This is a genomic window from Pseudomonas sp. BN417 (assembly GCF_029871205.1).
GTDB lineage: Bacteria > Pseudomonadota > Gammaproteobacteria > Pseudomonadales > Pseudomonadaceae > Metapseudomonas.
In genome coordinates this window covers 1-23142 of record NZ_SSOJ01000120.1, presented here as the reverse complement: position 1 = coordinate 23142, position 23142 = coordinate 1, and the positions used below count along the sequence as shown (strand labels likewise).

At 63.3% G+C, this 23142-nt stretch carries 20 protein-coding genes and 1 pseudogene; 11 read left to right on the top strand and 10 right to left on the bottom strand.

Features of this window, described 5'->3' with window-relative positions:
- The first annotated feature begins 18 nt into the window (after positions 1 to 18).
- Both E8F11_RS15000 and E8F11_RS14995 read left to right on the top strand, forming a co-directional pair.
- On the top strand, positions 19 to 228 hold the full coding sequence (locus E8F11_RS15000) for a hypothetical protein (protein ID WP_280289618.1): 210 nt from the start codon (positions 19 to 21) through the stop codon (positions 226 to 228).
- Positions 225 to 1253 (top strand): fimbrial protein, encoded by a 1029-nt coding sequence (locus tag E8F11_RS14995; RefSeq protein WP_280289617.1) that lies wholly within the window; start codon positions 225 to 227, stop codon positions 1251 to 1253. Before E8F11_RS15000 ends, E8F11_RS14995 begins: the two co-directional genes overlap by 4 nt.
- A gap of 267 nt (positions 1254 to 1520) precedes the next feature.
- On the opposite strand, the pseudogene E8F11_RS14990 reads toward E8F11_RS14995, so the two are convergent.
- A pseudogene (locus tag E8F11_RS14990) lies at positions 1521 to 1820 on the bottom strand (hypothetical protein); the annotation flags it as partial.
- A gap of 238 nt (positions 1821 to 2058) precedes the next feature.
- Between E8F11_RS14990 and E8F11_RS14985 the strand changes: the two are divergent.
- Both E8F11_RS14985 and E8F11_RS14980 read left to right on the top strand, forming a co-directional pair.
- Positions 2059 to 2958 (top strand): molecular chaperone, encoded by a 900-nt coding sequence (locus tag E8F11_RS14985; RefSeq protein WP_280289616.1) that lies wholly within the window; start codon positions 2059 to 2061, stop codon positions 2956 to 2958.
- Between the two features lie 17 nt (positions 2959 to 2975).
- Entirely contained in the window at positions 2976 to 4034 is a 1059-nt protein-coding gene (locus E8F11_RS14980) for a fimbrial protein (protein ID WP_280289615.1), read from the top strand.
- Positions 4035 to 4295: 261 nt separating this feature from the next.
- On the opposite strand, the gene E8F11_RS14975 is transcribed toward E8F11_RS14980, so the two are convergent.
- Entirely contained in the window at positions 4296 to 5213 is a 918-nt protein-coding gene (locus tag E8F11_RS14975; protein WP_280289614.1) for a LysR substrate-binding domain-containing protein, read from the bottom strand.
- A gap of 136 nt (positions 5214 to 5349) precedes the next feature.
- On the opposite strand from E8F11_RS14975, the gene E8F11_RS14970 reads away from it, so the two are divergent.
- Positions 5350 to 6747, top strand: a complete 1398-nt coding sequence (locus E8F11_RS14970; RefSeq protein ID WP_280289613.1) for a NorM family multidrug efflux MATE transporter — start codon at positions 5350 to 5352, stop codon at positions 6745 to 6747.
- A 355-nt stretch (positions 6748 to 7102) separates the two neighbouring features.
- Here the strand turns inward: E8F11_RS14970 and E8F11_RS14965 are convergent, their stop codons facing one another.
- Positions 7103 to 8776, bottom strand: a complete 1674-nt coding sequence (locus E8F11_RS14965) for a bifunctional diguanylate cyclase/phosphodiesterase (RefSeq protein WP_280289612.1) — start codon at positions 8774 to 8776, stop codon at positions 7103 to 7105.
- A gap of 256 nt (positions 8777 to 9032) precedes the next feature.
- On the opposite strand from E8F11_RS14965, the gene rep reads away from it, so the two are divergent.
- Entirely contained in the window at positions 9033 to 11045 is a 2013-nt protein-coding gene (gene rep, locus E8F11_RS14960) for a DNA helicase Rep (protein WP_280289611.1), read from the top strand.
- A gap of 45 nt (positions 11046 to 11090) precedes the next feature.
- Positions 11091 to 11663, top strand: a complete 573-nt coding sequence (locus E8F11_RS14955) for a xanthine phosphoribosyltransferase (RefSeq protein ID WP_280289610.1) — start codon at positions 11091 to 11093, stop codon at positions 11661 to 11663.
- A 119-nt stretch (positions 11664 to 11782) separates the two neighbouring features.
- Here E8F11_RS14955 and E8F11_RS14950 read toward each other — a convergent pair whose 3' ends face one another.
- The 5 genes from E8F11_RS14950 to dadA form a co-directional block, all read right to left on the bottom strand.
- Positions 11783 to 12205, bottom strand: a complete 423-nt coding sequence (locus E8F11_RS14950) for a c-type cytochrome (protein WP_280289609.1) — start codon at positions 12203 to 12205, stop codon at positions 11783 to 11785.
- Between the two features lie 132 nt (positions 12206 to 12337).
- Positions 12338 to 12886 carry a cupin domain-containing protein gene (locus E8F11_RS14945; protein WP_280289608.1) on the bottom strand — a complete coding sequence of 183 codons (549 nt, stop codon included), beginning with the start codon at positions 12884 to 12886 and terminating at the stop codon, positions 12338 to 12340.
- A 186-nt stretch (positions 12887 to 13072) separates the two neighbouring features.
- A complete protein-coding gene (gene alr / locus E8F11_RS14940; RefSeq protein ID WP_280289607.1) occupies positions 13073 to 14140 on the bottom strand; it encodes an alanine racemase in 1068 nt (355 codons plus the stop codon).
- 67 nt (positions 14141 to 14207) lie between these two features.
- Positions 14208 to 14561, bottom strand: coding sequence for a RidA family protein (locus E8F11_RS14935; protein WP_280289606.1), 354 nt, complete (start codon positions 14559 to 14561; stop codon positions 14208 to 14210).
- Positions 14536 to 15834, bottom strand: coding sequence for a D-amino acid dehydrogenase (gene dadA / locus E8F11_RS14930; protein ID WP_280289605.1), 1299 nt, complete (start codon positions 15832 to 15834; stop codon positions 14536 to 14538). Before dadA ends, E8F11_RS14935 begins: the two co-directional genes overlap by 26 nt.
- Before the next feature lie 158 nt (positions 15835 to 15992).
- Here dadA and E8F11_RS14925 point away from each other — a divergent pair, with 158 nt between their 5' ends.
- Positions 15993 to 16481 carry an Lrp/AsnC ligand binding domain-containing protein gene (locus E8F11_RS14925; RefSeq protein ID WP_016495366.1) on the top strand — a complete coding sequence of 163 codons (489 nt, stop codon included), beginning with the start codon at positions 15993 to 15995 and terminating at the stop codon, positions 16479 to 16481.
- A gap of 110 nt (positions 16482 to 16591) precedes the next feature.
- Complete coding sequence (locus tag E8F11_RS14920) at positions 16592 to 17914, top strand: FAD-binding oxidoreductase (RefSeq protein ID WP_280289604.1); 1323 nt, start codon at positions 16592 to 16594, stop codon at positions 17912 to 17914.
- Positions 17915 to 18033: 119 nt separating this feature from the next.
- On the opposite strand, the gene E8F11_RS14915 is transcribed toward E8F11_RS14920, so the two are convergent.
- On the bottom strand, positions 18034 to 19191 hold the full coding sequence (locus tag E8F11_RS14915) for an MFS transporter (protein WP_280289603.1): 1158 nt from the start codon (positions 19189 to 19191) through the stop codon (positions 18034 to 18036).
- A gap of 135 nt (positions 19192 to 19326) precedes the next feature.
- Positions 19327 to 20820 (bottom strand): aldehyde dehydrogenase, encoded by a 1494-nt coding sequence (locus tag E8F11_RS14910; protein ID WP_280289602.1) that lies wholly within the window; start codon positions 20818 to 20820, stop codon positions 19327 to 19329.
- A 229-nt stretch (positions 20821 to 21049) separates the two neighbouring features.
- On the opposite strand from E8F11_RS14910, the gene E8F11_RS14905 reads away from it, so the two are divergent.
- Together E8F11_RS14905 and E8F11_RS14900 are read left to right on the top strand one after the other, a co-directional pair.
- Entirely contained in the window at positions 21050 to 22390 is a 1341-nt protein-coding gene (locus tag E8F11_RS14905) for an aspartate aminotransferase family protein (RefSeq protein ID WP_280289601.1), read from the top strand.
- A gap of 14 nt (positions 22391 to 22404) precedes the next feature.
- Positions 22405 to 22770, top strand: a complete 366-nt coding sequence (locus E8F11_RS14900) for a cupin domain-containing protein (protein ID WP_280289600.1) — start codon at positions 22405 to 22407, stop codon at positions 22768 to 22770.
- The last annotated feature ends 372 nt before the right edge of the window (positions 22771 to 23142 follow it).

Here is a 23142-nt window from a genome sequence, read left to right as displayed (position 1 = left end):
GGCCGAGGAGTTAACGCGATGTTCCCCAACGTCCTGAACAAACTGATGCTGACCAGCCTGGCCCTCGCCGCGAGCCTGGCCTGGACCAATGCCTACGCCACGTGCACACCCAACCACTCCAATATGGAGAAAGGCATCACCCTGCCCGCCAGCATCTCCATCAAGGCCGCCAAGATAGGCAGTGCGCGGGGATTAGCTTGGAATCTTGTAGAGGAACTTTATAAATGACGCATATTAAAGGACTCATCATCGGTTGCTTTACGCTACTACTTCTGCCTTCCCTTGCTTATGCAAACTCCTCAGCAAACAATGTGTGTCGCAGTAGCTCATCCGCTTCACCGGGGAACAACACAGTTAACGTCAAACTATCTAGTTTGCGCCCCTTCAACCTCACCCCGTTGAATGGAGTGCTGGGCACTATCGCCATGTCTGGCAACATCACCTGTTTTGACGAACCGAATTCCATATGGAATTCCAGATATGATTTTTATATACAAGTCAAACCCAACGAGGGATCAGGTAACGTTTGCCCCACTCCGCTCGACGGAATAGGAATTCGTTACAGGAATATAAATGGCGAATACATATCCTGTAGCGGATGGTCGGAAGTCTTCAAGATAGAGAAGCCATCACGCGGCTCCTCTCACGCGATGAGTGTTCCCGTTCTGGCCGAACTGGTGAAAACCAAAGCCAGTACGACCCTTGCTCCAGGGCTTCATGACGTAAGCCTCTCCACGAAGGGCAAGCTTTTATCTTATTGGTATGCTGGGTCTAACAGTACTGACTGGGCCCCTTTGAAACTTAGCACCTCCGCCCAACTGCTGGTGACTCCGTGCAGCATTACCGATGTACAGCAAACCGTTGATTTTGGATTCGTAGCCGCAGCCAATATTATCAACGACACTATCAGGAAGCCATTTAAACTAGGAATAGGCAACTGTGGCAGCCAGCAGAATGCCGAGTTCTTCAACAATGCCGCGTCATTTCGTTTCGAATCAGCGAATCTCCGCACCGATGGAAGCCTCGATATAAAGTGCAAAGGCTGTGCTACAGGCGTGGTCATCGAGATAGAAACCGAAGACGGAAAAACGATAGACTTGAATAGAACCTTCAAACTTAAAGACGGCACTTTCGATATAGATAGTCAGACGATAAAACAACGATTCAACGCCAAGCTCAAACGCGATCCATCGAGTCCTCTCACAGTAGGGAAAATCGATTCGATACTGACAATCGTCATCGACACTCTATAAACACCATCACGCCACTTTCTTGAAAACGCTCACTTGGTTGCCCATATGGTGTGCCGACATTATCGGCTACAACTGGATCATTATCGTGCAGATAGGGGACTGCACGCTCACATGCTTGGCCCCGGCCCTTTAACTGGCTACACGATAAGTGTCGACCATCGTCGGCGGATTGGCCGGTAGCCGTGCTGGAGTCTCGCACGGCCCCGACATCCAAGCTTGAATTGCTCGCGTTCTCGGCAGCCCCGTCTCCCACTCCAAACCAAACAGTCATGCCGGCCCGATGAGTTGAAGCCTGTACAAGGTATGCCCCTGCTGAATCTGCTCTGGCGTCACGATCACCCAGTTCTTCTCCGCCGTCACCGGCAGTCCGGCCTTGGACTGGACGGCGGAATGCTCCCTGATCATCCCGTTGACCTGGCCCATGTACTTGGCCTTGTGTTTGATCCACAGGTGCATGCCGTTTTCCGCGGCGCCATTGAGCAGCATGTAGCCGCCGCTGGCCGGAGTGTCGCCGGCGACCAGGATCGGCCGCTTCAAGCGGTCGATATAGGTGAAGATCGCCGCCTGTTACTTGAGTTGTTGGGTTCGAATTCAATCATTCAACTTCCTCCTATTCCACGATCAGGAAGACGTTTCCTACAAGCCAAAAAATGGAAAGCCGATAGACCAAATGTGAAAAAACTGCAAACTTTTGGCAATTCAGCCATGAAGCTTAAAGTCGAAAGACCCAAGAAAAACAGAGCTCACATTTATGATACGGAGTGAATCTTCAGGAATAGCAATACCATGGCGCCATGACGTTGCGATGTCATTTAATCCTATGTATTGCAATGGCAAAGCCAAAATAATTAACTCAAGAAGCCATAAATATCATCATTTACATGACGCCATAAACCTCTTTGGGAAAATCCCAAAAAGAGATGCACAAACAAAAACATGCATTCGATCAGGATTAAACTTCCGCACAATTAACAAAATCCGCTTTTCATTCTTCCCATTGCTCTTTCTACTCTTGGCAGGGCCATCCACAAATGCCAGGGCGGAACTCTCCTTCAACGGGGAAAGCCGCTTCATCATGGCGGACGCTCGCCTGACCATAACTCTGGCCAACGAAGACAAAGAAGCCGCCCTCGCGCAAGTCACCCTCGACTGGGGAGATGGGGAAGAGGCGCGGGACCTGCCCATGGCGCTTTCCACGCCACTGATGCGAATTCCGGCGCGGCAGAAAGCGACAGTGGATGTTTTCTACCTGGGCCACGGGCTGCCCGAGGATCGCGAATCCTACTTTCTGCTCAGCGCGCTGGAAGTCCCGAAGGCGCCAAAGGACCCGAACGTGCTACAGATCGCCCTCCGGCATCGCTTCAAGTTGTTCTATCGCCCGGCCCTGCAGATGACTCCGGACGCAGCCAGAGCCGCATTGACTTGGGAACGGCAGCCAGGGAACGAAGGCCATACCAGGGTCAGCAACCCCTCCCCCTACTACCTGACCCTCAGCGATATCGAAGCCAAGGCGCCCGATGGCCGCAGCTGTGGCACGCCGATCGAACACTTGATGCTTTCGCCCTTCTCATCGCACGTCCTGGACACGCCCACCTGCCCGCCTGAGGGTTTCCACTACCAGGTCATCAGCGACGCAGGTAACCCACGCGCCTACCACGTGGCACTCGAACCTGGCGGGAAAAGCCAGGGTTCCCCCCGCTCCTGACCCAAGGAAAAACGAACATGAAGAACATGATCCGATTGGTGTTCCTCGGCCTGATGCTTGCGCTGGCCCAGAAGAGCTTCGCCCTGGCCTGCCTGAAAGACACCAGCAAAAACGGTTGGCAGATTACTGGAGAAGTCTCTGATACGGCTTACATAGACACCACCATTGCCGTGTCCAACACCTTGCCGAAGAACACGGTGTTATGGCGTTCGCCGGAATACAGCATAAGTATCACCTGCTGGCAGGACCGCTCCGCGAGTGGTGAATACGTTTACTTCTATTTGAGTCCGGACGATCCGGGTTACACCAAATTGGGCCCGGACCTGGAGTTGGGCATTCGATTGGATGGCCATGATTATTACTGCGACAACGGGATGGAGCGGTTCCAAGGCCGTTGCCGGAAGAAACTCGAGTATTTCTACTTCTATTGCGGCACGAACACCGCGCCAGGTGGCAACGGGTGCCCGGACAAGGCCATTACGAAACAGTTGAGCTACAGCTTCTTCGTTTCCAAACGCAGCGCACCGAGTACAGGCAAGGAAGGCAAGCTGACAGGGGTCGTCGGTGCTTACGGCGCCTTCCAACTGGACGGCGTCGGCGGTATGAACGACCACCTCGACAAGAACTTCCGCATGTATGTGAATGGCCTGAGCAACATGCGCTACATCGCCTGCGGCGCGACCCTGAGCATTTCCCCCGAAACGGTCTACTTCGGCCACATCCACCCGAGCCTGGCCGAAGCAGGCAAAGAGATAAAGGAACTGCCGCTGACCATCACCGTTAACAAACCCTGCTCCAGCGTCTATGGCCTTGGCGCCCAGCTCACACCGATCAATGCCAAGGCAAAGGACGGCTACACCCTGATACCGAACGACAACTCATCCGTCGGCATTCAGTTGTTCCGTAAGGAGACGCTCGCTCGCATTCCGTTCAACAAGGAATTTCTCCTGATGGCCAATACCGCCAGTAACGGACAAATACCGCAGAACTTCCTGGCCCGGCTGAAATGGACCAGCAACGAGGCGATCATCGGCCCGTTCAATGCCTCGGCGTCAGTGGACATCTACTACAAGTGATTGGTGGGCCTGGCGTAAGCGGCACTATTCCAACACTTGATCCACGTCCTACCGAGGTGTCGATTACAACTGGATCACCGGTGAGAGCGAACTTGCGATATCCATCAGCCCTGTCCGCATGGGTATCGCTCCGCTCGCGGAACGCCGCCCGACCCATCCTACGTGGGGCGAGGCCACCTGTAGTCGGTAGCCCGGATGAAATCCGGGGAAATCCAACCGCCGCTCCCGGATTTCATCCGGGCTGCGATTTGGCGATTCCACCTAGCCCAGCAACTCCACCTTCGGCAGGACCATGGCCGCCACTTCGGCCTGGAGGAAGTCGCGCAACCGGCGCAGGCGGTCCTGGCCGCTGCGGGCGCGGGGCCAGGCCAGGTAGTAGCTGTCGCCGCTCGCCACCGCCGTCGGCCAGGGCAGGCCGATGCGGCCTTGGGCAACATCTTCGGCCACCATCACCAGGTCGCCGATGGACACGCCATAGCCCCGGGCTGCGGCGACTATGCCCAGTTCCAGGGTGTCGAATACCTGGCCGCCCTTCAGCGAAATCTCTTCGCCCAGCTCCATGCGCTGCAGCCAGCGCCGCCAGTCGCGGCGGTCGGGCGTGGGGTGCAGCAATTCGGTTTGCTGCAGGCGCTCCAGGCTCCAGGGCTCGGCCGCCTGGGATGGCTCGCAGACCGGGATCAGCCATTCGCTGAACAGCAGGGTCACTTCCCAGTCCTGGTTGAAATGGCCGTCGCTGAGCAGCACCGCGCAGTCGAAGGGCTCGTGCTGGAAGTCGACCTTGTCCACATCCATCCAGGCGCTGGTGAGCTGCACCTCGATGTCCTCGTTCAGGTGCCGGAAGCGCGACAGGCGCGACAGCAGCCAGCGCATGGTCAGGGTGGAAGGCGCCTTCAGGCGCAAGGTGGCGTCGTCGATCCGCAGGGTGATGCAGGCCCGTTCCAGGGAGTCGAAGCCCTCGCGCAGGCCAGGCAAGAGCATCCGCGCCGGTTCGGTGAGTTGCAGGCTGCGTCCCTGGCGCTCGAACAGGCGGCAGGAGAAATGTTCCTCCAGGGTGCGGATATGCCGGCTCACCGCACTCTGGGTGATGGCCAGCTCTTCCGCGGCGCGGGTGAAGGAGGCATGGCGGGCTGCGGCCTCGAAGGCACGCAAGGCGTAAAGCGGGGGCAAGCGGCGGGACATGAGGCCATCCATGAGTCAAAGTCATGAGTGGCATCATTTTTTTCCTTTTGTGCCTGATGTTCAAGGCTCGGAGAATTGGCGAATTCCAAGCCGGCCGAGGGAATCGGCCGGCCCTCCGAGACAGTGAGCCTTACTCATGCCCCAGAGCATACGCAATGAACTGCTGGCCATCCTGCGCCTGGCCGGCCCGCTGATCGCCGCCCAGCTGGCGCACGTGCTGATGGTCTTCACCGATACCGTGATGATGGGCCTGCTCGGTCCGGCGGAACTCGCCGCCGGCGGCCTGGGCGCGGCCAGCTATTCCTTCGTGTCGATCTTCTGCGTCGGCGTGATCGCCGCCGTGGGCAACCTGGTCGCGATCCGCCATGGCGCGAATGACACAATGAGTGCGGCGCGCCTGACCCAGGCCGGGCTGTGGCTCGGCTGGGGACTGGCGCTGGCCGCCGGCCTCTTGCTGTGGAACCTCGAACCGCTGCTGCTGCGCTTTGGCCAAGAGCCGCAGAACATCGAAGGCGGCATGCGCTTCCTCTCCACCCTGGTGTTCGCCCTGCCCGGCTACATGAGCTTCATGGCCCTGCGCGGCTTCACCAGCGCCATCGGCAGGCCCGGCCCGGTGATGGCGATCAGCATCGGCGGCGCGCTGGCCAACTTCGCCCTCAACTATGTACTGATCCACGGTTGGTTCGGCTTGCCGCAACTGGGCCTGGCCGGCATCGGCCTGGTCACCGCGCTGGTGATGAACGTCATGGCCCTGCTGCTGGCCTGGCACGTCACCCGCCATCCGGCCTATGCCGCCTACTCGTTGCGCCAGGGACTGTTCGAACCGCGCCTGGACGACCTCAAGGAGTTGCTGCGCCTGGGCCTGCCCATCGGCGGCACTTACGCGGTGGAATCGGGCCTGTTCGCTTTCGCCGCCTTGTGCATGGGGGCGCTGGGCAGCCTGTCGCTGGCCGCGCACCAGATCGCGATCATGTCGGTGTATGTGGCCTTCATGGTGCCGGTGGGGATTTCCTATGCCGTGACCTTCCGCATCGGCCAGCACTATGGCGCCGGCCGGCTGGAGGAAGCGCGCCGCGCGGGGCGCCTGGGCATCGGCTTCGGCGCCGGCTGCATGTTGGCCTTCGCGGCGCTGTTCTGGGTAGCGCCGGAGTGGGTGGTGGGGCTATTCCTCGATCGCCACGCGGCCGAGTACCAGGAGGTGGTGCGGCTAGCCGTGAGCCTGCTGGCGGTGGCCGCCTGGTTCGAGCTGTTCGACGGCACCCAGACCATCGCCATGGGCGCCATCCGCGGCCTCAAGGACGCCAAGACCACCTTCCTGGTCGGCCTCGGCTGCTACTGGCTGGTGGGCGCGCCGGCGGCCTGGCTGCTGGCCTTCCCCCTGGGCTGGGGCGCCGAGGGCGTGTGGTGGGGCCTGGCCCTGGGCCTGGCCTGCGCGGCGCTGGGGCTGACCCTGGGCTTCGAATGGAAGACGGCGCGGTTGCTGCGGTCGGAAATGAATTCAGTGGAAGTGTCGGGAATTGGCGCGCACCAGTAACCCCGCACGGTCTCCACGGTAGGGTGCGCCGCGCGCACCGGGCACGGCCGATTCCCCCGCGCGAAAGTCATCGGTGCGCACAGCGCACCCTACGGTCCAGTTCGCAGGATGGGTCGGGCGGCGTTCCGCGAGCGGAGCGATACCCTGCGGACAAGGCTGATGGGTATCGCAAGCTCCACCCATCCTACGGAAATGAATTCAATCGGGAGTTGGCGCGCACCGGTGACCCCGCACGGCCTCCACGGTAGGGTGCGCCGCGCGCACCGGGCACGGCCGATTCCCCCGCGCGAAAGTCATCGGTGCGCACAGCGCACCCTACGGGGAGCCTCGAAGGTTGGGCAGAGCTCCAGTGCCGTCAGGACTCCTGGGTGGCCAGGTGCGGCCGGCGCGGGCTGAATACCAGGAAGCGCGCCAGCTCGGCCAGCGGCAGGGGGCGGCTGATCCAGTAGCCCTGGGCCTGGTCGCAGCCGAACTGGCGCAGCAGCGCCAGCTGCTCGGAGTTTTCCACACCCTCGGCCACCACCTCCAGCTTGAGGTTCTGCGCCAGGTTGATCATGGCCTTCACCAACTGGCGGTTTTCCGGCCGGTCGTCCATGCCGCCGACGAAGCTCCTGTCGATCTTCAGCAAGGCGATGGGCAGGCTGTTGAGGTGGACGAAGGAGGAGAAGCCGGTACCGAAGTCATCCAGGGAGAAGCGCACACCCAGCTGGCCCAGTGCGTCCATGGTCTGCCGGACTTGTTCGCTGCGGCGCATGATCGCGGTTTCGGTGAGTTCGAACTCCAGCCAGCGGGCATCCACGCCGCGCTCGTGGATCAGCCGGCTCAGAGTGGTCAGCAGCTGGCTGTCCTGGAACTGCCGGAACGACAGGTTCACTGCCATGTGCAGCGGCGGCAGGCCGCGCCCGCGCAGCCATTGCATGTCTCGCAGGGCGCGGGAGATTACCCAGTAGCCGAGCGGCACGATCAGCCCGCTTTCCTCGGCGAGCGGCACGAATTCATTGGGGGTGAGCAGCCCGCGCTCGGCGTGGCGCCAGCGCACCAGGGCCTCCAGGCCGAGGATGTTGCCCGTCTTCAGACAGAGTCGCGGCTGGTAGTGAAGCTCCAGCTCGTCGCGGCGCAGGGCGCGGCGCAACTCGCTCTCCAGGTCAGCTTGGCTGCGTGCGCTGCGGTTGATGCGCTCATCGAACACATGGAAGGTGCAGCCCTGGCTGGCCTTGGCTTGCTGCATGGCGATATGGGCGTGCCACATCAGCGGATCGGCGCCTTGGCTGGCGCGGGAGTGGGCGATGCCGAGGCTACAGCCCAGCAGCAGGCTTTCGCCGTCCACCTGGTAGGGCTCGGCCAGGGCTTCGGCGATGCGTTCGGCGACCTGTTCGGCGCGGGTCGGGTCACGACGGACGTCCAGCAGCAGGGCGAACTCATCGCCCCCCAGGCGCGCCAGCTGGTCGCCGGCGCGCAGCTGCCCTTTGAGCCGCGCCACCACCTGCAGGATCAGGCGGTCGCCGGCCTGATAGCCGAGGGAGTCGTTGGCGTGGCGGAAGTTGTCCAGGTCCAGGTGGCCGAGGGCCAGGCCACACCCTTCGTATTCCACAAGACGCGCCGCCAGCAGGGTCTGGAATCCCTGGCGGTTGGCGATGCCGGTGAGCGGGTCCTGTTCGGCCAGGCGTTCCAGGGCGTGCTGCAGGTTGCGCCGCTCGCGCACATGGCGGAGGGTGCGACGCAGGGTGTCGGTGTTGAGGTGTTCACGCACCAGCCAGTCGCTTACCCCCTGGGGTGCATCAAAGGGCTCCTCCTCCAGCAGCAGGATGATCGGCAGCGGGCAACGCCCGGCGGCCGGAAGCAGGCGCGGGGTGCAGAACACCAGGGAGCAGTCGAGTTCGTCCGCCACGCTGCTGGCGGCATCCCAGGAGCCCGCGGTGATCAACGGGGACGCGCTGCCCATCGCGGCCAGCAGCTCGCGTAGGGGTTCCGCCCAGGCCGGCGTATCCGCCAGCAGGAGCATGCGCATGGGCTCAACGAGCGCGGACAAATGACCTCCCCAGGGTCACAGAGACTACGGCGCTTTCGCGCCGGGTTGCGCCATTTCTGGCGTCATTCTTTCCACGCGTCCCTGCGCAGCCTTCCCGGAACGCCGGCACAGGCGGGACCATCGTACTGCTTGCACGGAATTTTCCAAGCACTACCCACCGGCAAGGGGCGATGCGTCACAGTTGCCCAGAGGTACTTCGGTACACCCCGGCCGGCCTGCTAGAATGCGCGGCCATTCGCCTTGATCCAGCCCCAGCATGTCCCGACTCAACCCCCGGCAGCAGGAAGCCGTGAACTTCGTCGGTGGTCCGCTCCTGGTGCTCGCCGGCGCCGGCTCCGGCAAGACCAGCGTGATCACCCGCAAGATCGCCTACCTGGTGCAGCAGTGCGGCATCCGCGCGCAGCACATCGTCGCGGTGACCTTCACCAACAAGGCGGCGCGCGAGATGAAGGAGCGCGTCAGCTCCCTCCTGCGCGGCAGCGAGGGCAAGGGCCTGACGGTCTCGACCTTCCACAACCTCGGCCTGAACATCATCCGCAAGGAGCACTCGCGCCTGGGCTACAAGCCGGGGTTCTCGATCTTCGACGAGTCGGACATCAAGGCGCTGCTGACCGACATCATGCAGAAGGAATATGCCGGGGATGATGGTGTCGACGAGATCAAGGGCTACATCGGCAACTGGAAGAACGACCTGATCATGCCGGAGGAGGCGCTGGCCAAGGCGCGCAACCCGAAGGAGCAGACCGCCGCCGTCGTCTACCTGCACTACCAGCGCACGCTCAAGGCGTACAACGCGGTGGACTTCGACGACCTGATCCTGATGCCGGTGAAGCTGTTCCAGGACAACCCCGACATCCTGGAAAAGTGGCAGCAGCGCGTGCGCTACATGCTGGTGGACGAATACCAGGACACCAACGCCAGCCAGTACCTGCTGGTGAAGCTGCTGGTGCAGCACCGCGCGCAGTTCACCGTGGTGGGTGACGACGACCAGTCGATCTACGCCTGGCGCGGTGCGCGCCCGGAAAACCTGATGCAGCTGAAGGAAGATTTCCCGTCGCTTAAGGTGGTGATGCTGGAGCAGAACTACCGCTCCACCAGCCGCATCCTCAAATGCGCCAACATCCTCATCGCCAACAACCCCCACGTGTTCGAGAAGCAGCTGTGGAGCGAGATGGGCGTGGGCGACCCGATCCGGGTGATCCGCTGCCGCAACGAGGACGCCGAGGCCGAGCGCATCGCCATGGAAATCCTCACCCTGCACCTGCGCACCCAGCGCCCTTACAGTGAGTTCGCCATCCTTTACCGGGGCAACCACCAGGCCAAGCTGATGGAGCTCAAGCTCCAGCACCACCAGGTGCCCTATCGCCTGTCCGGCGGCACCAGCTTCTTTGGCCGCCAGGAAGTGAAGGACCTGATGTCCTACTTCCGCCTGCTGGTGAACCCGGACGACGACAACGCCTTCCTCCGGGTGATCAACGTGCCGCGCCGGGAAATCGGCTCCACCACCCTGGAGAAGCTCGGCAACTACGCCACCGAGCGCGGCATCTCGATGTACGCGGCCAGCGACGAGATGGGCCTGGCCGAGCACCTGGACGGCCGCTTCACCGAGCGCCTGCAGCGCTTCAAGCGCTTCATGGACGGGGTGCGCCAGCAGTGCGCGCAGAACGACCCCATCGCCGCGCTGCGCAGCATGGTGATGGACATCGACTACGAGAACTGGATACGCCAGAACGCTTCCAGCGACAAGGTCGCCGATTTCCGCATGGGTAACGTCTGGTTCCTCGTCGAGGCGTTGAAGAACACCCTCGAGCGGGACGAGGAAGGCGGCATGACTATCGAGGAAGCCATCGCCAAGCTGGTGCTGCGCGACATGCTCGAGCGCCAGCAGGAAGAGGAAGACGGCGCCGATGGCGTGCAGATGATGACCCTGCACGCCTCCAAGGGCCTGGAGTTCCCCTATGTCTTCATCATGGGCGTGGAGGAGGAGATCCTCCCCCACCGCTCCAGTATCGAAGCCGACACCATCGAAGAAGAACGCCGCCTGGCCTACGTGGGCATCACCCGCGCGCGGCAGAACCTGGCCATGACCTTCGCCGCCAAGCGCAAGCAGTACGGCGAAATCATCGATTGCTCCCCCAGCCGGTTCCTCGAGGAATTGCCCCAGGAAGACCTGGAATGGGAAGGCATGGAAGACGCGCCAGTGGAAGTGAAGGCCGCGCGCGGCAACACGGCCCTGGCCGACATCCGTGCCATGCTGAAGAAGTCGTAACCAAAGCACCCCGGCACAGACCGGGCTACAAATGAGGGTAAGGGCGTGGAAGCGCTGAAACAGAAGATTCGTGAAGAGGGCATCGTACTGTCCGACCAGGTACTGAAGGTCGACGCCTTCCTCAACCACCAGATCGACCCGCGCCTGATGCAGCAGGTCGGCCATGAGTTCGCCGAACGCTTCCGCGGGCAGGGCATCACCAAGATCGTCACCATCGAAGCCTCGGGGATAGCCCCGGCGGTGATGGCCGGCCTGGAACTGGGCGTGCCGGTGATCTTCGCCCGCAAGTTTCAGTCGCTGACCCTGAAGACCGACCTGCTGATCTCCAAGGTGTTCTCCTTCACCAAGCAGACCGAGAGCACCATCGCCATCTCGGCCCGGCACCTGACCGCTGCGGACAAGGTGCTGGTGATCGACGACTTCCTCGCCAACGGCCACGCCGCCAAGGCGCTGATCGACCTGATCCAGCAGGCGGGCGCGAGCATTGCCGGCATCGGCATCGTGATCGAGAAGTCCTTCCAGGAAGGCCGTGCCCTGCTGGAAAGCGAGGGTTACCGGATCGAATCCCTGGCGCGGATCGCATCCCTGGCCGACGGCCAAGTGACCTTCCTCGACTGAGTTCGGAGCGGTCGCTTCATCGATTGCGGACGGACCGGACGATGGCTGCGACAACAGGTCGCAGCGAACAGGCACAAAAAAGCCGCCCTTGGGCGGCTTTTTCGTCGGTGTCGGGACTGTTACAGGCCGGACATCTTCTTGATGGCGCCTTTCAGCTCATCATCGCTGCAGTCGGCGCAGGTGCCCTTCGGCGGCATGCTGTTGACGCCGGAGATTGCCTTGGCCAGCAGACCATCGACACCACCTTCTTTAGTGGCGCGCTCTTTCCACGCTGCGCCGTCGCCGATCTTCGGCGCGCCCAGCACGCCAGCGGTGTGGCAGGCGCCACAGTGCTTGGCGATGATGTCGTCCGGCGTGCGAGCACCGCCGCCAGCGGCTGCGGTTACGGCGCCAACGCCCTTGCATTCCTGACCCTGTACGCAGACCTCGCCCACCGGCTTGATGCGCTCGGCAATGGCCTCGTCGGTCGCGGCCTGGGCGCTAACAGCCCACAGGGCCAATACGGCAGCATGGGCCGCCAGCATCTTCTTGATTAGGTTCACCCTTACACCCTCATCGTGGCTAGTATCGCCCGCGGCCACGGTTTCGCGGGCGGGCGCAAGTATATACGGTTAGTCCGCCACGCTGAAACAACCCAACTTGTCGCAGGGAAATGGGCGTGGCGGTTGCGGAATTCAGAAGTTCGCCGGCGTGGTGGCGCTGATCAGGCGCGCAGGGGCATCGAAGGGATTGCGGAAGCGGTGTGGCTTGCTGCTTTCGAAGTAGTAGCTGTCGCCCGGTTCGAGGATGTACACCTCGTTGCCTATGGTCAGCTCCAGACGGCCTTCCACCAGCATGCCGGCCTCTTCGCCATCATGGGCGTACATCTCGTCACCGGTGTCGGTACCCGGCGGATAGGTCTCGTCGAGGAAGGCCAGGGCGCGGCTGGGATGGGCCTTGCCCACCAGCTTCATGGTGATGGCGCCGCTGCAGATATCGGTGAGTTCGGAGGCCCGGTAGACCACCTGGGTCTGGTTTTCCTGCTCCAGGTCGAGCGAGAAGAACTCCACCAGCGACATGGGAATACCCCCCAGCACCTTCTTCAGCGAGCTGATGGAAGGGCTGACGCTGTTTTTCTCGATCATGGAAATCGTGCTGTTGGTGACGCCCGCCCGTTTGGCGAGTTCACGCTGGGAAAGGCCTTTCAGCTTGCGGATGGCTTGCAGTCGAACACCGACGTCCAATGGCGGGATCCTCCTTGGGGATCAGGGGTATTCACGGTCGCCGTATCATGGCAACAGCGTTCAGTATTTACAACACTTCGGTCGTCAATACTGCGCGAACTTTCCCCGTCCCAAGTAAAATCTCAGTAAAAGCAGGTACTTGGCGGATAACGTCGGTGAACCGATCGATTTCCTGATCACTTGAGATCAGTCGTAGACGAGCGGCACCCGGCGCAGGTTGCAGAAGATCTGGTAGGGAATGGTGCCCGCCTGGGCCGCCACTTCGCTGGCCAGAACCTGTTTGCCCCAGAGCTCGACACGGCTGCCCAGCCCCGCCTGGGGCAGGTCGCTGAGATCGACCGTGAGCATGTCCATGGACACGCGGCCGATCAACCGGCTTGGCTGGCCGTCGATGCTCACCGGGGTGCCGGTGGGGGCGTGACGCGGGTAGCCATCGGCATAGCCCATGGCGACCACGCCGACGCGGGTGGGACGTTCGGTGACGAACTTCGCGCCATAGCCGACTGGCTGGCCGGCGGGCAGTTCGCGCACGCTGATGACCCTGGATTCCAGGGTCATCACGGGTTTCAGGCGCTCCGCCAGGGGGTGGGCCTGCTCGAAGGGGGTGGCGCCGTAGAGCATGATGCCGGGGCGTACCCAGTCGCTGGGCACTTGCGGCCAGCCGAGCAGGGCCGGCGAATTGCGCAGGCTGACTTCGTCGGCAAGGCCGGCGCGGGCCTGTTCGAACACTGCCACTTGTTCGGCGCTGCTGGCGCAGTCCAGCTCGTCGGCGCGGGCGAAGTGGCTCATCAGCACGATCTTTTCCACCTTGCCGCTGGCCTTCAGGCGCTGGTAGGCGTCGCGGTATTCAGCCGGGTGCAGGCCGACCCGGTGCATGCCGGAGTCGAGCTTGAGCCAGACGGTCAGCGGCTTGCGCAGGCTGGCACGTTCGATGGCCTCGAGTTGCCAGTTGGCGTGCACCACGGTCCAGAAATCATGTTCCTGGATCAGCTCCAGTTCGTCAGCCTCGAAGAAGCCTTCCAGCAGCAGGATCGGCTTGCGGATCCCCGCCGCGCGCAGCTGTAGCGCTTCCTCGATGCAGGCCACGGCAAAGCCGTTGGCTTCGGCCTCCAAAGCCTCGGCGCAGCGCACCGCACCATGGCCATAGGCATCGGCCTTGACCACGGCCAGGGCCTTGGCGCCGCTGACTTCGCGGGCGAGACGGTAGTTGTGGCGAAGGGCTTCGAAATCGATCAGGGCACGGGCGGGACGCATGGCGAAGGCTTCTTCTATTTGGGCTGGTGGAAAAAACCCGGCGCGAACGCCGGGCTGAGCAAGAAACTTAAGGCAGGGCGGCGATGACGGTCATCTCCACCAGCACGTCGGGCGAGTACATCGCCGCCTCGACGCAGGCGCGGGCCGGGGCGGCGCCTTTCGGCACCCAGGCGTCCCACACCGCGTTCATCGCGGCGTAGTCGGCGGCCATGTCCTTGAGGTAGATGGTCACCGACAGGATGCGGCTCTTGTCGGTGCCGGCCTCTTCCAGCATGCGGTCGATGGCGGCCAGGGTCTCGCGGGTCTGCTGGCCGATACCCTCGCCATGGTTCTCATCCAGTTGGCCGGCCAGGTAGACCGTGCCGTTGTGGATGACGATTTCGCTGTAGCGGGTTTCAGTGCGCAGGCGCTGGATTGACATTGTTCGGGGTCTCCTTGGAATTGCCATAACGGAAGATGTCCAGGCCTTCGGCGCTGATCTGCGGACGCTTGCGCGCCATCAGGTCGGCGAGCAGGCGACCGGAGCCGCAGGCCATGGTCCAGCCAAGGGTACCGTGTCCGGTGTTGAGGAACAGGTTGCGGAACGGCGTGGCGCCCACGATCGGGGTGCCGTCCGGGGTCGCCGGACGCAGGCCGGTCCAGAAGCTGGCCTGGGTCAGGTCGCCACCTTCCGGGTAGAGGTCGGCGGTGATCATTTCCAGGGTGTCGCGGCGAGCTGGATTCAGGTCCAGATTGAAGCCAGTGATCTCGGCCATGCCGCCCACGCGGATGCGGTTGTCGAAACGGGTGATGGCCACCTTGTAGGTCTCGTCCAGGATGGTCGAGGTTGGCGCCATGTCCGGGTTGGTGATCGGCACGGTCAGCGAATAGCCCTTGAGCGGATAGACCGGCGCCTTGATGCCCAGCGGCTTGAGCAGCTGCGGGGTGTAGCTGCCAAGGGCGAGCACGTAGCGGTCGGCGGTTTCCAGCTTGCCGTCGATCCACACACCATTGATGCGGTCACCGGCGAAGTCCAGGCCCTCGATGTTCTGCCCGAAACGGAATTCGACGCCCAGCTTCACCGCCATCTCGGCGAGGCGGGTGGTGAACATCTGGCAGTCGCCGGTCTGGTCGTTGGGCAGGCGCAAGGCGCCGGCCAACTTGTGCTTGACGTTGGCCAGGGCTGGTTCGACGCGGACGATACCGTCGCGGTCGAGCAACTCGTAGGGCACGCCGGAAGCCTCGAGCACGGCGATGTCCTTGGCAGCGGCGTCGACCTGGGCCTGGGTGCGGAACAGCTGGGTGGTACCGAGCGAGCGGCCTTCATAGCTGATGCCGGTTTCAGCGCGCAGCTCGTCGAGGCAGTCGCGGCTGTACTCGGACAGACGCACCATGCGCTCCTTGTTCACCGCATAGCGGGCCGCGGTGCAGTTGCGCAGCATCTGCGTCATCCACAGGTACTGGTCGATGTCGCTGGTGGTCCTGATGGCCAGCGGCGCGTGCTGCTGCAGCATCCACTTGACGGCCTTCAGCGGCACGCCGGGCGCCGCCCAGGGCGAGGCATAGCCCGGGGAAACCTGGCCGGCGTTGGCAAAGCTGGTTTCCATGGCCACAGCGTTCTGGCGGTCAACCACGACCACCTCGAACCCTGCTTGGGCCAGGTAATAGGCGCTAGTCGTACCGATCACACCACTGCCAAGGACCATCACTCGCATGTCTGTCTCCAGTCGCGGCGGGGAAACCGCTGCGTTTGTTATCTTGAGCGTCGATGGCGCGAAGTATAGGAAGACGACACCAGTGATATTCACTATATAACTAGCTATATTTGGCGATAATTCTCGGCAGAATGCGCTCCAGCGGAGGGGCATCCACCATGCGCACCCAGCATCAATCCCGGCGTGAATTGGACAAGATAGACCGGAATATTTTACGAATCCTGCAGGAGGACGGCCGCATCTCCTTCACCGAACTCGGCGAGCGCGTGGGGCTTTCCACCACGCCCTGCACCGAGCGGGTCCGCCGCCTGGAGCGCGAGGGCATCATCCTCGGCTACAACGCCCGGCTGAATCCGCAGCACCTGAAGGCCAGCCTGCTGGTGTTCGTCGAGATCAGCCTGGACTACAAGTCCGGCGACACCTTCGAGGACTTCCGCCGCGCCGTGCTCAAGCTGCCCCATGTGCTGGAGTGCCACCTGGTGTCGGGCGACTTCGACTACCTGGTGAAGGCGCGGATCAACGAGATGGCCTCGTACCGCAAGCTGCTCGGCGACATCCTGCTGAAGCTGCCCCATGTGCGCGAATCCAAGTCCTACATCGTCATGGAAGAGGTGAAGGAATCGCTGAACCTGCCGATTCCCGACTGATTTCCCACTGATTTGGTACTCGCGGTCCAAACCCCTTGGCATTGCCGAGGGGTTCGCCTTATCCTGCACGAGCGTAAAATTTTCCACACAATAAAATCAGGATTTCGCACATGAACGCCCGCGTTCGCAACCCGGTGCATACCGAACGGCACGCCCCCTCCTATTACGCAGCGAGCGCCAACCGGCGCATCGACTACCCGCCGCTGGCGGGTGAGGAGTTGGCCGACGTGTGCATTGTCGGTGGCGGTTTCTCGGGGCTGAACACGGCGATCGAGCTGGCTCGCCGCGGCCTCTCGGTGGTGCTGCTGGAGGCCCGGCAGATCGGCTGGGGCGCCAGTGGGCGCAACGGCGGGCAGTTGATCCGTGGCGTCGGCCACGGCGTCGAGCAGTTCGAGCCGGTGATCGGCGCGGACGGCGTGCGCGCGCTCAAGCTGATGGGCCTGGAAGCGGTGGAGATCGTCCGCCAGCGTGTCGAGGAGTTCGCCATCGACTGCGACCTGACCTGGGGCTACTGCGACCTGGCCAACCGGCCGCGCGACCTGGCTGGCTTCGCCGAGGACATGGAGGAGCTCAAGGGCCTCGGCTACCGCCATGAGCTGCGCCTGGTGCAACCGCACGAGATGCGCAGCGTGGTGGGCTCGGACCGCTACGTCGGCGGCCTGATCGATATGGGTTCCGGCCATCTGCATCCGCTCAACCTGGCCTTCGGCGAGGCCGTCGCGGCGACCCAACTGGGCGCCCGCCTGTTCGAGCATTCGGCGGTCACTCGCATCGACTACGGCCCCGAGCTGAAGGTGCATACCGCCCAGGGCCATGTCCGCGCCAAGACCCTGGTGCTGGGCTGCAACGCCTACATGAATGACCTCAACCCGGCCCTTGGTGGCAAGGTGCTGCCCGCCGGCAGCTACGTGATCGCCACCGAGCCGCTGCCGGCCGAACTGGCCCATGAACTGCTGCCGCAGAACATGGCGGTCTGCGACCAGCGCGTGGCCCTGGACTATTACCGCCTCTCGGCCGACAACCGCCTGCTGTTCGGCGGCGCCTGCCACTACTCCGGACGCGACCCGGCGGATATCGGCGCTTACATGCGGCCGAAGATGCTCGAAGTATTCCCGCAGCTGAAGAATGTGCGCATCGACTACCAATGGGGCGGCATGATCGGCATCGGCGCCAACCGCCTGCCGCAGATCGGCCGGCTGCCGGACCAACCCAATGTCTACTTCGCCCAGGCCTATTCCGGCCACGGAGTGAACGCCACCCACCTGGCCGGCAAGCTGCTGGCCGAAGCCATCTGCGGTGAGCAGAGCCAGGGCTTCGATGTGTTTTCCAAGGTGCCCCACATCACCTTCCCGGGCGGTCGCCACCTGCGCTCGCCGCTGCTGGCCCTGGGCATGCTCTGGTATCGGCTGAAGGAAGCGGCGGGGATCGCCTGATCCCCTTTGGTGGAAATCCGCCACGCGGATTTCCACCCTACACAAGCGCCGATCCACCACCGTCCGAACCCTGTGGGGGCGAATTCATTCGCGAAGGGCCGCAACGCGGCCCCACTCCACTACCCCTGGTCGCCAACGGCTTCCACGCCGTCTTCGAACAGCTCCCGAGTCCAGGCCAGCCAGACGAATCCGGCAGCGCCGAGCGCCATCATCAACGGCAGCGCGTGACCGGTCGCCCACTGGCTCACGGCACCGGTCACCAGCGGCCCGACCAGGCAGCCTATCCCCCAGAGCTGGGCGATATGGGCGTTGGCCCGCACCAGTTCGTCATCGCGATAGCGTTCGCCGATCAGGATCAGCGCCAGGGTGAAGAGACCGCCTGCGCTGGCGCCGAACAGCACCCAGGTCGGCCAGATCAGCACGGTATGCAGCAGCACCGGTATCGCCAGGCTACTGATGAGCAAGGCCACGCCGCAGACGCGGAACAGGGTGCGTCGGGACATGCGGTCGGCCAGCCAGCCGATGGGCAACTGCAGGGCGGCATCCCCCACCACGACCACACTGGCCATCAGCAGCGCCACGTCCTGGGTGAATCCCTGGCGCAGGCCGTAGATCGGCAGGAGGGTCAGCATCATGGCCTCGAAGGCGGCGAACAGCACCACGGCCCAGGCGATGGTCGGCAGGCGCATGCAGAACGACCAGAGGCCCCGTCCCGAGGCGCTGTGGGCATCGACGCTGGGCGCGCCGGTACGGCCGAGGAGGAGCAGCGAGCCGCCCACCAGCAGGCCGGTACCGGTCCAGAAGCCGAGGTCGTTGCCGGTACCCAGGGCGCTGAGCAGCAGCGGGCCGGAGAGCTGGCTCAAGGCATAGCCGGTGCCGTAGAGCGCCACCAGGCGGCCGCGCCACTGCTCCACCGCCAACTGGTTGATCCAGCTTTCGCCGAGGATGAACACCACCGTCAGGGCCACGCCAATCAGCAGGCGCAGCACTACCCAGACCGGATAGCTCTGCACCAGCGCCAGCAGGGCCACCGACAGGGCGCCCACCAGCAGGCACAGCTGCATCAGAGTGGTGGTGCCCAGGCGTGCCGCCAGGCGCCCGGCCAGGACGGCGCCGAGCAACACGCCCACAGCCGGGGTCGCAGCCATCACGCCGATGGCGAAGGTGTCGTAACCCCAACTCTCCAGCCGCAGCGACACCAGCGGCATGGTCACGCCAAGGGCGAGCCCGATGCTGATGACCGCGCCGCAGACGGCGAAGTAGGTACCCCAACGCATTGCCCAAGCCCTCCATTGCAGGTGAAAAAGCAAAACGGCCGGGTTCCTGTAAAGGAAACCCGGCCGCAGGTGTGGCTCGAAAGAGCCGGCCCCTCCCTGGGGAAGGGCGGACCTTGGGCGGTTACCCGCCCGATGTCAGAGCTTGATCCAGGTGGCTTTGAGCTCCGTGTACTTGTCGAACGCGTGCAGCGACTTGTCGCGGCCGTTGCCGGACTGCTTGAAGCCGCCGAAGGGCGCGGTCATGTCGCCGCCGTCGTACTGGTTGACCCAGACGCTGCCGGCACGCAGGGCCTTGGACACCAGGTGGGCCTTGGACAGGTTGCTGGTCCAGACCCCGGCAGCCAGGCCGTAGATGGTGTCGTTGGCGATGGCGACGGCTTCTTCCGCGTCATCGAAGGCGATGACCGAGAGCACTGGGCCGAAGATCTCTTCCTTGGCGATGCGCATGGCGTTGTCCACGCCGTCGAAGATGGTCGGCTCGACGTAGGTGCCGCCGGTTTCCTCGAGCACGCGATTGCCGCCGGCCACCAGCTTGGCGCCATCGTCATGGCCGGCCTGGATGTAGGCCAGCACGTTGTTCATCTGGGTAGTGTCCACCAGGGCGCCGACGTTGGTGGCCGGGTCCAGCGGGTTGCCCGGTTTCCAGGCCTTGATCGCCTCGACCACCATGGGCACGAACTTGTCCTTGATCGAGCGCTCCACCAGCAGGCGCGAACCGGCGGTGCAGACCTCGCCCTGGTTGAAGGCGATGGCGCCGGCCGCGGCTTCGGCGGCGGCCTGCAGGTCAGGAGCGTCGGCGAAGACGATGTTCGGGCTCTTGCCACCGGCTTCCAGCCAGACGCGCTTCATATTGGATTCGCCGGCGTAGACCATCAGTTGCTTGGCGATCTTGGTGGAGCCGGTGAACACCAGGGTATCGACGTCCATGTGCAGGGCCAGGGCCTTGCCCACGGTGTGGCCGAAGCCCGGCAGCACGTTGAACACGCCAGCCGGAATACCGGCCTCGATGGCCAGTTGGGCGAGGCGAACGGCGGTCAGCGGGGACTTCTCGGACGGCTTGAGGATCACCGAGTTACCGGTGGCCAGCGCGGGACCGAGCTTCCAGCAAGTCATCAGCAGGGGGAAGTTCCAGGGCACGATGGCGGCGACCACGCCGATCGGCTCGCGGGTCACCAGGCCCAGCTCATTGTGCGGAGTGGCGGCGACTTCGTCGTAGACCTTGTCGATGGCTTCGCCATTCCAGCGGATGGCGCGGGAAGCGGCGGCGACGTCGATGCTCAGGGAGTCGCTGATCGGCTTGCCCATGTCCAGGGTTTCCAGCAGGGCCAGCTCCTCGCCGTGGGCGTCGATCAGGTCGGCGAAGCGGATCAGCACTTCCTTGCGCTTGACCGGCGCCAGGCGCGACCAGACACCGGATTCGAAGGTGGCGCGGGCGTCCTTGACCGCCAGCTCGGCGTCGGCCAGGTCGCAGCTGGCCACCTTGCCCAGCAGGCGGCCGTCGACCGGGCTGATGCAGTCGAAGGTCGCGCCGGAAACGGCATCGGTGTACTCGCCATGGATGAAGGCGCGGGTTTCGATCTGCACGGACTTGGCGCGCTGTTCCCAATCTGCACGGGTCAGGGTGGTCATTGGAGCTTTCCTCTTATTAGAAGAGTGCCGCCAGCTCAGGCATGCACTGTCAAAAATTCTGCAAGGCCGACCTGTCGATGGCCATCCTCGCAACCCTAAACCAGAGAGACTAGCCTTTTCAATATATTTTACAGATGCCGGCCAAACACCCTTGTCATGTTCGTTATATTAAACATAGACTCCGGCGAAATCACTACAACACTGCACCTTGCCTTTTCTGGTGGCCACAATGACAAACAGCAGTTCGCCGCAACCGGGCAGAATATCCAACAGTCTCGACGACTTCTGGATGCCCTTCACCGCCAACCGCCAGTTCAAGGCCAATCCGCGCCTGCTGGAAAGCGCCGAAGGGATGTACTTCACCAGCACCGACGGAAGCCAGGTGCTCGACGGTACCGCCGGTCTCTGGTGCTGCAACGCCGGCCACGGTCGCCGCGAGATCACCGAGGCGGTGAGCCGGCAGATCGCCAAGCTCGACTTCGCCCCGACCTTCCAGATGGGCCACCCGCTGCCCTTCGAGCTGGCCGAGCGCCTGGCCGACGTGGCACCCAAGGGCCTGAACAAGGTGTTCTTCACCAACTCCGGCTCGGAATCGGCGGACACCGCCCTGAAGATCGCCCTTGCCTACCAGCGCGCCATCGGCCAGGGCACCCGCACCCGCCTGATTGGCCGCGAGCTGGGCTACCACGGCGTCGGTTTCGGCGGCATCTCGGTGGGCGGCATGGTCAACAACCGCAAGGCCTTCCCCGCCCTGCTGCCGAACGTCGACCACCTCCCGCACACGCTGGATATCCAGCGCAACGCCTTCAGCCGCGGCCTGCCGGAGTTCGGCATCGAGAAAGCCGACGAACTGGAGCGCCTGGTCACCCTGCACGGTGCCGAGAACATCGCCGCGGTGATCGTCGAGCCCATGTCCGGCTCCGCCGGTGTGATCCTGCCGCCGGTGGGTTACCTGCAGCGACTGCGCGAGATCACCCGCAAGCACGGCATCCTGCTGATCTTCGACGAAGTGATCACCGGCTTCGGCCGCGTTGGCCAGGCCTTCGCCGCCCAACGCTGGGGCGTCACCCCGGACATCATCACCTGCGCCAAGGGCCTGACAAACGGCGCCATCCCCATGGGTGCGGTGTTCGTCGCCGAAGAGATCTACCAGGCCTTCATGCAGGGTCCGGAAAGCGCCATCGAATTCTTCCACGGCTATACCTATTCCGGTCACCCGGTGGCCTGCGCCGCCGCACTGGCGACCCTGGACATCTACCAGGGCGAGCGCCTTTTCGATCGCGCCATCGAATTGGAGGGCTACTGGCAGGACGCACTGCTCGGCCTCAAGGAGCGACCCAACGTGATCGATATCCGCGCGGTAGGCCTGGTCGGCGGCGTGCAGCTGCAGCCCAGCGCCGAAGGAGCAGGCAAGCGCGGCTTCCAGGTCTTCGAGCAGTGCTTCCGCGACGGCGTGCTGGTGCGCGTCACCGGCGACACCATCGCCATGTCGCCGCCGCTGATCGTGGAAAAGGAACAGATCGACACCCTCGTCGGCACGCTCGCCGACGCCATCCACAAGGCCGCCTGAACAGGGACAACAGCATGAACATCCAGCAGATAGTCGACTTCGCCCAGGCCACCACCGCCCCGGAACACTACCGCCCGGCGCCCGAGAAGATCCTCAAGGGCGACCCCGAGCAGAGCGTGCGCAACCACTACGGCAGCCCCTGCGGGCAGTTCAACGTGGGCATCTGGGAAGGCGCCGTGGGCCACTGGACGGTGAGCTACAGCGAGCACGAGTACTGCGAGATCCTCCAGGGCGTATCGGTGATCCGCGACCAGGAGGGCAACGCCAAGACGGTGCGCGCGGGTGATCGCTTCGTCATCCCGGCCGGCTTCTCCGGCACCTGGGAAGTGCTGGAGCCCTGCCGCAAGGTCTACGTGATATTCGAACAGGCCGCCCGCTGAGCCTGTTCACCCCCATGCTTGTCACCCTTCAGCCCGCCATTGGCGGGCTTTTTTTATTGTGGGGGCGAACTCATTGGCTATGTCTGCGTTAGCTGTTGTTGCATCGAATAAAACGCCCTAACACGGTATTTTCAGACCTCCGCACTTGCCTGATACATCCCTCACCCCCGCCCCTCTCCCAAAGGGCGAGGGGTGACTCGCGCCTGCCAGGGCGCGGCAATCCTGATGCCTGGTCATTGCCTGAACCTGTGCAGAAGAGGTGGGGCAGCGATTCCGCCCCGTCAGGAGGCCGAGTGAAGCGTTGCGCAGGGGGGACGAGCGGCATGGATGCCGCGAGAGGCGTGTAGGGCCAGGGATGGCCCTTCGCGCCGT